The 10,645-nt window shown below is 70.1% G+C and carries 11 protein-coding genes; 6 read left to right on the plus strand and 5 right to left on the minus strand.

Annotated features, from left to right (window positions below; all coding sequences use genetic code 11):
• Window positions 1-185 precede the first annotated feature (185 nt).
• The 3 genes from BN10_RS03290 (at window position 186) to BN10_RS03300 (ending at window position 3,591) form a co-directional block, all read left to right on the plus strand.
• Window positions 186-761, plus strand: a complete 576-nt coding sequence (locus tag BN10_RS03290; protein ID WP_198014093.1) for a polysaccharide deacetylase family protein — start codon at window positions 186-188, stop codon at window positions 759-761.
• Window positions 758-2,092, plus strand: a complete 1,335-nt coding sequence (locus tag BN10_RS03295; RefSeq protein WP_010849742.1) for a YVTN family beta-propeller repeat protein — start codon at window positions 758-760, stop codon at window positions 2,090-2,092. The genes BN10_RS03290 and BN10_RS03295 overlap by 4 nt, the downstream gene beginning before the upstream one ends.
• Before the next feature lie 86 nt (window positions 2,093-2,178).
• Window positions 2,179-3,591, plus strand: coding sequence for an NAD(P)H-quinone dehydrogenase (locus BN10_RS03300; protein WP_040750883.1), 1,413 nt, complete (start codon window positions 2,179-2,181; stop codon window positions 3,589-3,591).
• Window positions 3,592-3,603: 12 nt separating this feature from the next.
• Here BN10_RS03300 and BN10_RS03305 read toward each other — a convergent pair whose 3' ends face one another.
• From BN10_RS03305 to arsM, 4 genes are read right to left on the minus strand one after another with little or no spacing between them, the layout of a single operon-like run.
• A complete protein-coding gene (locus BN10_RS03305; RefSeq protein WP_010849744.1) occupies window positions 3,604-4,038 on the minus strand; it encodes an arsenate reductase ArsC in 435 nt (144 codons plus the stop codon).
• Between the two features lie 27 nt (window positions 4,039-4,065).
• Window positions 4,066-4,683 carry an arsenate-mycothiol transferase ArsC gene (locus BN10_RS03310; RefSeq protein ID WP_010849745.1) on the minus strand — a complete coding sequence of 206 codons (618 nt, stop codon included), beginning with the start codon at window positions 4,681-4,683 and terminating at the stop codon, window positions 4,066-4,068.
• Entirely contained in the window at window positions 4,680-5,783 is a 1,104-nt protein-coding gene (gene arsB, locus BN10_RS03315; RefSeq protein WP_010849746.1) for an ACR3 family arsenite efflux transporter, read from the minus strand. The genes BN10_RS03310 and arsB overlap by 4 nt, the downstream gene beginning before the upstream one ends.
• Before the next feature lie 8 nt (window positions 5,784-5,791).
• Window positions 5,792-6,739, minus strand: coding sequence for an arsenite methyltransferase (gene arsM / locus BN10_RS03320; RefSeq protein ID WP_010849747.1), 948 nt, complete (start codon window positions 6,737-6,739; stop codon window positions 5,792-5,794).
• A 76-nt stretch (window positions 6,740-6,815) separates the two neighbouring features.
• On the opposite strand from arsM, the gene BN10_RS03325 reads away from it, so the two are divergent.
• Both BN10_RS03325 and BN10_RS03330 read left to right on the plus strand, forming a co-directional pair.
• Window positions 6,816-7,217, plus strand: coding sequence for an ArsR/SmtB family transcription factor (locus BN10_RS03325; RefSeq protein ID WP_010849748.1), 402 nt, complete (start codon window positions 6,816-6,818; stop codon window positions 7,215-7,217).
• A 37-nt stretch (window positions 7,218-7,254) separates the two neighbouring features.
• Window positions 7,255-7,572, plus strand: a complete 318-nt coding sequence (locus BN10_RS03330; RefSeq protein ID WP_010849749.1) for an antitoxin — start codon at window positions 7,255-7,257, stop codon at window positions 7,570-7,572.
• A 98-nt stretch (window positions 7,573-7,670) separates the two neighbouring features.
• Here BN10_RS03330 and BN10_RS03335 read toward each other — a convergent pair whose 3' ends face one another.
• Window positions 7,671-9,461: an acetyl/propionyl/methylcrotonyl-CoA carboxylase subunit alpha gene (locus BN10_RS03335; protein WP_010849750.1), complete on the minus strand. Its 1,791-nt coding sequence runs from the start codon at window positions 9,459-9,461 to the stop codon at window positions 7,671-7,673.
• Between the two features lie 190 nt (window positions 9,462-9,651).
• On the opposite strand from BN10_RS03335, the gene BN10_RS17185 reads away from it, so the two are divergent.
• A partial coding sequence (locus BN10_RS17185; protein WP_040750885.1) for a DUF2157 domain-containing protein occupies window positions 9,652-10,645 on the plus strand: 994 nt, incomplete at its 3' end.

Raw genomic sequence — 10,645 nt, forward strand, 5'->3', positions numbered from 1 at the left:
CCCCCCCGGCCGCTCCCAGCGCATCGGGGCCGTCGACCGCGTCGAGCCCCTCGGGTCCGGCATCCTCGGGCCCGGCACCGGCCACAAGCTCGCCGTCGCCCACCGTGCCGACCGGGCCGCCGGCGATCGCCCGGACCCCGGGACCGGACATCACGACGGGGCCCATCGGGCGGGGGGAGCTGACCTTGACCTTCCACGGCGCCGGGTCGGCCGATATCACGCAGGGCGTCATCGACGCCCTGGCCGCGGCCGACGCAAAGGCCACGATCTTCGCCGTGGGCCTCTGGGTCGCCAGGGACCCGGCCCAGGTGCGGGCGCTGCGCGACGCGGGCCATGAGATCGGCAACCACACGTACGACCACCTGGACATGCTCGGGCTGGACGCCGCCACCGCCCACGATCAGATCGCTCGGGGCCAGGACATCCTGGCGAGCACCCTGGGGGACCCCGGATGGTGGTTCAGGCCGTCGGGCACGTCCCACAGCAACGAGACGATCCGCGCCGCCGCCGTGGAGCTCGGGTACGGACCCTGCGTGAGCTACGACGTCGACCCCGAGGACTTCCGGGATCCCGGCGCCGCCCTGGTCGCCAGCCGCACACTGGCCGCAGCTCAGGCCGGTTCGATCGTCTCCCTCCACCTGGGGCACCCGGGAGCGGTGACTGCCCTCCCCGGCATACTGTCGACGTTGGCCGAGCGCGGCCTCAAGGCCGTCACCCTGACCACCCTTCTTCGCGACTCACCAGGACACCCCACGCCGTGAGCCGCCACCGCACCGCCGCACCCCGATCGCGCCATCGCACCCCGCCGCGCATCATCCGCAACCGGATCATCGCGGGGGCACTGGTCCTCGGGCTGGTCACCCTCATCGCCTCCGCCTTCGGACTCTTCGACCGACCTTCCGACTCCACCAGTGCCGCCAACGCGGCGATGGGTGTGACGGCCTCGGCGACCGGGTCGCCGTCCGCGAGCCCCACGAACGCCCCGAGCGAAGCGTCCCCGACCCCGACTCCGGCTGCAGCCCTCAATGTGTATGCCGGTGCCACGGCCGACAAGTTGTCGGAGACGGTGAAGGGGCACCGGCCCTTGGTCTACGTGCCCAACACGATCAGCAACTCGGTGCAGGTCATCGACCCGACGACCTACCAGGTGATCGACAGCTTCCCGACCGGCCGCGAGCCCCACCACGTCGTGCCCGGGTGGGACCTTACGACGCTCTACGTCAACGACACCCAGGGCAACGACCTCATCCCGATCGACCCGGTGACCGGCAAGCCGGGCGCCAAGATCCCGGTGGTCGACCCCTACAACCTCTATTTCTCACCGGACGGCAAGTTCGGGCTGGTGATGGCCGAGCGGTTCAACCGCATCGATGTCGTCGACCCCCACACCTTCGCCGTCGACCACTCGCTTCCGGTCCCCTGTGCCGGCGTGAACCACGCTGACACCGACAAGGACCGGGGCTTCTTCGTGGCCTCGTGCGAGTTCTCCGGACACCTCATCGTCTTCGATGCGCACGCGACGAAAGTGCTCAAGGAGATCGATCTCAACGGTCACGACACCCCCGGCGCGACCAGCCCGCAGGAGGCGTATCACTCCGGTGGCGCCAAGGCGAATCTGCGCAAGGGCGCCTCCGCCATGCCGCAGGACGTGCGGCTGTCGCCCAATGGGAAGTACTTCCTGGCCGCCGACATGCTCCGCAACGGCGTGTGGGTCATCGATGCCGCGTCGTTGGAGTTCACGAAGTTCATCCAGACCGGCAAGGGCGCCCACTCGATCTATCCCAGCCGGGACGCCAAGCGACTCTTCGTCGCCAACCGTGACGAGGGCACGATCTCGGTCCTGGACAGCGAATCTCTCGACATCCTCGCCAAGTGGACCATTCCCGGTGGGGGCTCCCCGGACATGGGCGGCGTGACCGCTGACGGCAAGGAACTGTGGCTGTCGGGTCGCTATCACGCCGAGGTCTATGTCTTCGACACCGAGACCGGGGGGCTCAAGCACCGGATCAAGACCCAGGCGGGCTCGCACGGCCTGCTCGTCTGGCCGCAGCCGGGCACCTTCTCGCTCGGGCACACCGGCAACATGCGTTGACGACCGTCCGCCCCGCGTCTCGACGAACTGGGTTGGGAAATCGTGCGACAGCCGGCTGTCCGGCCCGCGAGCGGACTGATGGAAGGATGGTCAGCGTGAATGCGCAGGCGACGTCCGTGGTGATCCTCGGGGGCGGCCCCGGTGGCTATGAGGCTGCCCTGGTGGCGGCCCATCTCGGCGCTCGGGTGACCGTCGTCGACCGGGATGGACTGGGCGGGGCCGCGGTGCTCACCGATTGTGTGCCGAGCAAGGCGTTGATCGCGACCGCCGACTACCTGAGCGAGTTGGAGGTGGCCGGAGAGCTCGGCGTGCACCTCGAGGACGCCGATGGCCACGAGGTGACCGACGCCGTTGCGGCCCTGGGTGAGGTCAATGCCCGCGTCATGGCCCTCGCGCGTGCTCAGAGCCAGGACATCGAGACGCGCGTGCGCGAGGTCGGGGTCGAGATCATCAGGGGGACGGGTCGCTTGGTGTCCTCCTCGGAGGTGCTCGTCACCACCGACACCACGCAGCAGAGCGTGAGCGCCGATGTCGTCCTCGTCGCGACCGGTGCCACACCGCGCGTCATGGACTCCGCACGTCCCGACGGCGAGCGCATCCTCACCTGGCAGCAGATCTATGAGCTCGAGGAGCTTCCCGAGCGGCTCATCGTCGTCGGATCCGGCGTCACCGGCGCGGAGTTGGCCCAGGCCTATCTCGGCCTCGGTGCGGAGGTCGTGCTGGTGTCCTCCCGTGATCGAGTGCTCCCCGGCGAGGACCCCGATGCCGCCACGGTCATCGAGGAGGTCTTCCGCAAGCGAGGGATGGAAGTCCTGGGGCGATCACGCATGGCCGCTGTCGAGCGCACCGATGACGGGGTCATCGTGCGCCTGGAGGACGGGCGCGAGATCACCGGCTCGCACGCGCTGCTTGCCGTGGGGTCCATCCCGCAGACCGCCGATCTCGGACTCGCCGAGGTCGGCGTTGACCTCACGCCGTCGGGCCACATCGTCGTCGACCGAGTCTCTCGCACCTCGGTGCGGGGGGTGTATGCCGCGGGCGACTGCACCGGCGTCCTGCCCCTCGCGTCGGTGGCCGCCATGCAAGGCCGCATCGCCATGTCCCACGCGCTCGGCGACGCCGTGGCGCCGCTGAACCTTCGAGTTGTGTCGGCGAACATCTTCACCGACCCGGAGATCGCCACCGTCGGGATCTCCCAGAAGGAGGTCGACTCCGGGCTGGGGAATGTCGACGCCAACATCCTGCCGCTGTCCCGTAACCCGCGCGCCAAGATGCTCGGGATCACCGAGGGCTTCGTGAAGTTGTTCTCGGAGAGGGGTTCCGGCACCGTGCTGGGCGGAGTCATCGTGGCGCCGCGGGCGTCGGAGTTGATCTTCCCGGTGACCCTCGCGGTTGCCCACCGGCTCAATGTCGACCAGGTGGCCAACACCTTCACGGTCTACCCGTCACTGTCCGGTTCGATCGCCGAGGCCGCGCGCCGACTGCACTCCACGGATTGACGGCCCGCGCGCTCACGCAGTCGGTGTATCTCCCCGGGCGGGCTCGATGCCCAGGTCGCGGAGCAGGACGCTGACGCGTCGGCGGATCTCGTCGCGGATCGGGCGAACCGCGGCGACGCCCTGACCGGCCGGATCCTCCAGGACCCAGTCCTCGTAGCGCTTCCCCGGAAAGATCGGGCAGGTGTCGCCACAGCCCATGGTGATGACGACATCGGAGGCCTCGACGGCTTCGGTCGTGAGGATCTTCGGGGTCTCGGCCGAGATGTCGATCCCCTCCTCGAGCAGTGCCTCGCGCACGGCAGGGTTGATCGACTCGGCGGGGGCCGACCCGGCCGAGCGCACCTCGACGGCCCCGCCGGAGAGCACGCGCGTGTACGCGGCAGCCATCTGGGACCGGCCGGCGTTGTGGATGCAGACATAGAGGACGGAGGGTCGGGGGTTGCTCATGTCGTGTCCTTGGGGGTCGTGGCGGGCTCAGTGGAGGAGGTCGCGCAGCAGGGTGGTGACGCGGGCCTGGATGTCGTCGCGGATCTCACGGACCACCTCGATCGGCTGCCCGGCGGGATCGGCAACGTCCCAGTCCTCGTAGCGCTTCCCGGGGAAGTAGGGGCAGGTGTCTCCGCACCCCATCGTGATGATGACATCGGCCGCGCGGACTGCACTGTCGGACAGCGGCTTCGGGTAGGCGGTGCCCAAGGTGACGCCACGCTCGGCGAGCACCTGGACGACAACGGTGTTGATGTCGTCGACAGGGGCCGAGCCGGCGGACCGGACGTGGACCCGGCGCGCCGAGAGGTGCTCGACGAGCGCGGCAGCGAGCTGGGACCGACCAGCATTGTGGACGCAGACGAAGAGCAGCTCGGGCACCTTCTTGGCGACGCGCCCGTCAGCCTGGGCCTGTGCCATGAGCTGCTCGCGAGCCTGACGGGCCACGAGGATGGGCAGGTAGGTGCGCACGCTGGAGCGTGGGGAGAGCAAATCCCACGCACTCGTCACGGCGTCGGTCACCGCCTCCTTGTCGAAGACGCCGTCGTAGGCATAGGACAGGTCGTCGATGATCGCGGCCACAGCGGTCGGAGCGGTGCTGGTCATGGTGACTCCACGGCATACGAGGTGGGCTGGTGGGGGAAGCGGTTCCGGAGGGCGAGGCTGACGTAGACGAGGGCGACGAGGACGGGGACCTCGATGAGGGGCCCGACGACACCCGCGAGGGCCTGCCCCGAGGTGACGCCGAAGGTCGCGATGGCGACGGCGATCGCGAGCTCGAAGTTGTTGCCTGCGGCGGTGAAGGCGAGCGTCGTCGTCCGCTCGTAGGACAGGCCGAGCGCCTTGCCCAGGGCATAGCCCCCGCCCCACATGATGGCGAAATAGGCCAGCAGGGGCAGCGCGATGCGGGCGACGTCGATCGGACGGTTGGTGATCTGCTCACCCTGGAGGGCGAAGAGGACCACGATCGTGAAGAGCAGCCCGTAGAGCGCCCACGGACCCACGCGGGGAAGGAAGGACTTCTCGTATGCCGCTCTCCCCCAACGCTTTTCGCCGAGCCGTCGCGAAAGGTAGCCGGCGAGCAGCGGTATGCCGAGGAAGGTGAGGACGCTCTTGGCGATCTGCCAGGCCGACACGTCGAGGGCGGCCTGCTCCAGGCCCAGCCAGCCGGGCAGGACCGAGAGGTAGAACCAGCCGAGCGCGGCGAAGGCGATGACCTGGAAGACCGAGTTGAGCGCGACGAGCACTGCCGCGGCCTCGCGGTCACCGCAGGCCAGGTCGTTCCAGATGATGACCATGGCGATGCAGCGGGCGAGGCCGACGATGATGAGGCCGGTGCGGTACTCGGGCAGGTCGGGGAGCAGGAGCCAGGCGAGCGCGAACATGAGCGCTGGGCCGAGGACCCAGTTGAGGACCAGGCTGGAGAGCAGCATCCGGCGGTCGCGCGTCACCGTGTCGAGGCGGTCGTAGCGGACCTTGGCCAGGACCGGGTACATCATGACGAGCAGCCCCAGGGCGATGGGGAGTGAGATGCCGTCGACCTCGACCGCGGACAGGGCATCGCCCAGGCCGGGGACGAGCCGGCCGAGCAGCAGGCCGGCCGCCATGGCGAGGATGATCCAGGCCGGGAGCCAGCGGTCGAGCGTGGAGAGCTTGGCGGCGACGCTCTCGTGGTGCGTCGCTGGGGTGCTCGTTGGTGCGCTCATGGACCCGGTCAGTCCTTCGGCTTGGTGGCGCGGATGAAGGCGCTCGCGAACGCGTCTTCAAGTGCCTCGACGGCCTCGTCCATCGACATCCCGGCCGGCAGCTGGGCCGGGTCGAGCATGTCGCCCATCGCCTCGAGGGCGTCACGGTCGTACTCGCGCGTCACCTCGATGCCGGCGTCCTCGAAGCCGGCCGCGGCCAGCTTGGCGAGGTAGTCGTCGTCCCGCAGCGACCCGGAGATGCAGCCGGTCCACAGGGCGACGACGCCCCGCAGCCCGGCCGGGATCTCCCGGGTGAGGACGATGTCGGAGACGGCGAAGCGGCCGCCCGGGCGGAGCACCCGGAAGGCCTCGCGCAGGACGGCGTCCTTGTCGGCGCTCAGGTTGATGACGCAGTTGGAGATGACGACGTCGACGGAGGCATCGGGCATCGGCACCTCCTCGATCGTGCCGAGCATGAACCGGGCGTTCTCGATGCCGGCCTCGGCGCGGTGCTTCTCGGCGAGGGCGAGCATCTCCTCGGTCATGTCGAGGCCGTAGGCCATGCCGTCCGGGCCCACCCGGCGGGCCGATAGGAGGACGTCGAGGCCGCCACCGGAGCCGAGGTCGAGGACGTCCTCACCCCGGGCCAGATCGGCGAGGGCGGTGGGGTTGCCGCAGCCGAGGGAGGCCGCGAGCGCGGCGTCGAACGGGGTGTCGGCCTCGTCGTAGAGGTTGGAGGTGATGGGGTCGATTCCCTTGAGCTTGCTGCCCTCGCCGCAGCAGCTCGACGACTCCGCGTCGGTCGGCGCGGAGTCACTGGAGCACGCGTTCGTGGCCGGGGCGTCGCTGCAGCACGAGGTCGCCGCCGGAGTGGGGGAGCAGCAGGAGGTCGAGCGCTCCTCGAGCGCGAGCCGCGCCGACGCGGCATACCGCTCCTTGACGGCGGCGCGCACCTGGTCGTCGGTGAGGTGGTCCATGTCTGATCCTGTCTCGATGGTCATCGAATCAAGTCCCACTCTCGCGCATTGATTCGAAATCTGTCAAGATAGACCGATGACCGTCCTGGAGACCCCGACCGCCGCCGATGCCGCCACTTGTTGCGGCTTGGCGACGACCCCGGTGACCGAGGACGACGCGACTCGCCTGGCGGGCATGTTCAAGGCGCTCGGCGACCCGGTGCGGCTGCGGATGGCCTCGATGATCGCCTCCGCCCCGGAGGTCTGCGTCTGTGAGATCACGCCGGCGTTCGACCTCTCCAGCGGCACCATCTCCCACCACCTCAAGACCCTGCGCGAAGCGGGGCTGGTCGACTGCGAGCGCCGCGGGACCTTCGTCTACTACCGCATCCAGCCCGAGGCGCTGCGCGCCCTGTCGGCCCTCCTCAGCGCCTGTGCTGCTGGGGTCGGCTTCCTCGGGAGCGATCCAAACCCCCGCCCGGGGCGGTGGCCTGCCTAGCGTGGGTGTTCCCACCTCAGCGACGTCAGGAGACCCCATGTCCGACCAGCACCAGGACCTCACGGGCGGCGAGGCCCTCGACCAGGCCAAGGAGTACGCCCAGGAGCACCCTGAGCAGGCCAAGGGCGCGATCGACGCGCTCGAGGACAAGCTCGACGAGGTGACCGGGGGGCGCTTCCGCGACGTCATCGACAAGGGCGGGGAGTACCTCGAGGAGGAGTTCGGTATCCCGGCCGACGTCTCACAGAACCCGCCGGCGGACCTGGACGCCGACGCCCCGGCAGAGCCGGCGCCGGTGCCCGACAAGGCCGGCGGCGGCCAGACCACCCCGGACCCGAAGGACCAGACCAGCTGAGTCGAGAGTGCACAACACGCCGTGTGCCGACCTGGCACACGGCGTGTTGCGCACTCTCACCGGCCCCGGATCGCCGGACCGGCCACGGGGCTGCGGGCTCAGCCCTCGGCGCCGTCCTTGATCTCGCAGAGCACCGCGCCGTTGGTGACGGTGGCGCCCTGCTCCGCGGACAGACCGGTGATGACGCCGGCCTTGTGGGCGTTGATGGGCTGCTCCATCTTCATCGCCTCGAGAACGACGACGAGCTCACCCTCGGCGACGGTCTGGCCCTCCTCGACCGCGATCTTGACGATCGTGCCCTGCATGGGTGCGGTGAGCGAGTCACCGGAGGCCCCGGCGCCGCCCTTGGCCGCACCGCTGCGGCGGGGAGCCTTCTTCTTCGCCGCTCCCGCACCGGCCGCGCCGCCGCCGCCCAAGGACAGACCCCCGGGCAGGGAGACCTGCAGTCGCTTGCCGCCGACCTCGACGGTGATGGTCTGGCGCTCCTCGGCCTCGGGAGCGTCGGCTGACCCTCCGGCATACGCGGGGATGTCATTGTCGAACTCGGTCTCGATCCAGCGCGTGTGCACCGAGAACTTGGCGTTCGGGTCGGCCGGGGCGAAGGCGGGGTCGCGCACCACCTTGGCGTGGAAGGGCGCGACCGTGGCGACGCCCTCGATGACCAGCTCGTCGAGCACGCGGCGGGAGCGCTCCAGCGCCTGCTGACGGGTCCGGCCGGTGACGATGAGCTTGGCCACCATGGAGTCGAAGGCGCCGGCGATGGTGTCGCCCTCGACCATGCCCGCGTCCCACCGGACGCCCGGGCCCTCGGGAACGACGAGCTTGGTGACGGTGCCCGGCGCGGGCATGAAGTTGCGCCCGGCATCCTCGCCGTTGATCCGGAACTCGATGGAGTGCGCGTGCGGCTCCGGGTCGTCGTAGCCGAGCTCCTCGCCGTCGGCGATGCGGAACTGCTCACGCACCAGGTCGATGCCGGTGACCTCCTCGGAGACGCAGTGCTCGACCTGGAGGCGGGTGTTGACCTCGAGGAAGGAGATGTCCCCGTCGGGGCCGACGAGGTACTCGCAGGTGCCGGCTCCGACGTACCCGGCCTCCTTGAGGATCGCCTTGGAGGCGCGCACCAGCTCGTCGTGCTGGGCGTCGGTGAGGAAGGGGGCCGGCGCCTCCTCGACGAGCTTCTGGTTGCGCCGCTGCAGCGAGCAGTCGCGCGTCGACACGACAACGACGTTGCCGTGCTGGTCGGCCAGGCACTGGGTCTCGACGTGCCGCGGGTGGTCGAGGAACTTCTCGACGAAGCACTCGCCCCGCCCGAAGGCGGTCACAGCCTCGCGCACCGCTGAGTCGAAGAGCTCGGGGATCTCCTCCAGCGTGCGGGCGACCTTGAGGCCGCGCCCGCCACCGCCATACGCTGCCTTGATCGCCACCGGCAGGCCGTGCTCCTTGGCGAAGGCGACGACCTCGTCAGGACCCTCGACGGGGTCCTTGGTGCCCGGCACGAGCGGCGCGTTGGCCTTGAGGGCGATGTGGCGGGCCTTCACCTTGTCGCCGAGGGAGTCGATCGCCTCGGGGCCCGGGCCGATCCACACCAGTCCGGCGTCGATGACCTTCTGCGCAAAGGGGCCGTTCTCGGCGAGGAAGCCGTAGCCCGGGTGCACGGCGTCCGCCCCGGCCTGCTTGGCAACCTCGATGAGCTTGTCCTGCAACAGATAGGAGTCGCCCGGTGTGCTCCCACCCAGCGCATAGGCCTCGTCCGCGACCTTGACGTGGAGGGCGTCGCGGTCCGGCTCGGCATACACCGCCACGGACCCGATGCCGTGGTCCTTGCAGGCGCGGGCGATGCGCACCGCGATCTCACCTCGGTTGGCGATGAGGACTTTGCTGATGGCCATGTTCGGACTCTATCGGTATGCCGCGTGCTCACCCGTGTGGGGTGAGTGGACCTCAGTCGAGAGGGAGCAACACGCGGGCGCGGCGACGCCGCGCCCGCGTGTTGCTCCCTCTCGACCGGACTCGTGTCCCTCCGCGGATCCTCCCAGAGCACAATGGGCCAGCAATGATGCCCACGTCCGGGGAAGGGCCATGGTCAAGGTCGCAACGAGCACGGCACGACTTCAGTGGCTGCGAGCGCAACTGCGGGACTGGGAGAGCGAGGGTGTGGTCACCGCCGAGGGCGCGGCGACCATCCTCAATCGCTATGTCGCGATCCGTCGGGTCACCTTGGCCCGCGTCGTCCTGGTGCTGGGTGCGCTCTTCGTCGGGGTGGGACTCATCTGGTTCGTGGCGGTGAACCTCGACCGGCTCGAACGGCTGGGGAGGCTGGGGCTCATGGTGCTGCTCTGGGGTGGCCTCCTGGTCCTCGCCGAGTGGTTCGCGGCCAAGCGACGGCGCATCGGTGACCCCGGGTCTCCCCTGGCGGGTGCCCTGCGCCTGCTGGCCGCGGGTGCCTTCGGGGCCGTCGCCTACCAGCTCGCCGATGTCGTCGACCCGGGTGGGCGCGCGGTGTGGTGGCTCGGCCTGTGGGCAGCCGGCGCCCTCGTCCACGGCTATGCCGCGAGCGCTCTGACCCCGACCTTCCTCGGGGCGTCGGTCGCCGTCGCCTGGTTCTTCGGCCAGGCGATGCAGGCGCGGGAGTCGCTCCTCACGGCCGCGACCACGCTGCTGGTCGCTGGCCTCCTCGCCACCGCACTCGCGGTCCTCCACGCCGGGGACCGTCGGCGGGGTGGCTTCACCTTCGCCTGGGGGACCGTCGGCGCGGCTGCGACCCTCGGCGGCGCCTTCCTCGCGAGCATCCCCTTCGACGCGAGAGACCGGCTCGAGCTGTCGCCCTGGGTGGTCGGGGGAGCGGTCGTCGCGGTGGCTGCCGCGGTCACGGCGGCCGTGCGCGGCCCCCGCGAGCGCAGGCTGGACCTCATGGCTGCGGCCGGCGCGCTGGTCCTCGGCAGCGGTTTGGCGGCCTGGGGTGCCGACGACAGCTACTTCGACGGCGAGGTCTCCGCCGGTGGCTGGCTACGCGCGGTGGTGGCCGTCGCCTATCTCCTCGCCGTCGCGGGAGCGGTCATGGCGGGGGGGGGGG

It is taken from the genome of Phycicoccus elongatus Lp2, assembly GCF_000367525.1.
Lineage (GTDB): Bacteria > Actinomycetota > Actinomycetes > Actinomycetales > Dermatophilaceae > Phycicoccus_A > Phycicoccus_A elongatus.

What these genes read in the sequence shown, in the direction of transcription:
- arsM (WP_010849747.1), bottom strand. Translation starts at nt 6,739, where the DNA reads ATGGACCACCTCACCGACGACCAGGTGCGCGCCGCCGTCAAGGAGCGG.
- BN10_RS03300 (WP_040750883.1), top strand. Translation starts at nt 2,179, where the DNA reads ATGGTCAGCGTGAATGCGCAGGCGACGTCCGTGGTGATCCTCGGGGGC.
- BN10_RS03310 (WP_010849745.1), bottom strand. Translation starts at nt 4,683, where the DNA reads ATGACCAGCACCGCTCCGACCGCTGTGGCCGCGATCATCGACGACCTG.
- BN10_RS03335 (WP_010849750.1), bottom strand. Translation starts at nt 9,461, where the DNA reads ATGGCCATCAGCAAAGTCCTCATCGCCAACCGAGGTGAGATCGCGGTG.
- BN10_RS03325 (WP_010849748.1), top strand. Translation starts at nt 6,816, where the DNA reads ATGACCGTCCTGGAGACCCCGACCGCCGCCGATGCCGCCACTTGTTGC.
- BN10_RS03305 (WP_010849744.1), bottom strand. Translation starts at nt 4,038, where the DNA reads ATGAGCAACCCCCGACCCTCCGTCCTCTATGTCTGCATCCACAACGCC.
- arsB (WP_010849746.1), bottom strand. Translation starts at nt 5,783, where the DNA reads ATGAGCGCACCAACGAGCACCCCAGCGACGCACCACGAGAGCGTCGCC.
- BN10_RS03330 (WP_010849749.1), top strand. Translation starts at nt 7,255, where the DNA reads ATGTCCGACCAGCACCAGGACCTCACGGGCGGCGAGGCCCTCGACCAG.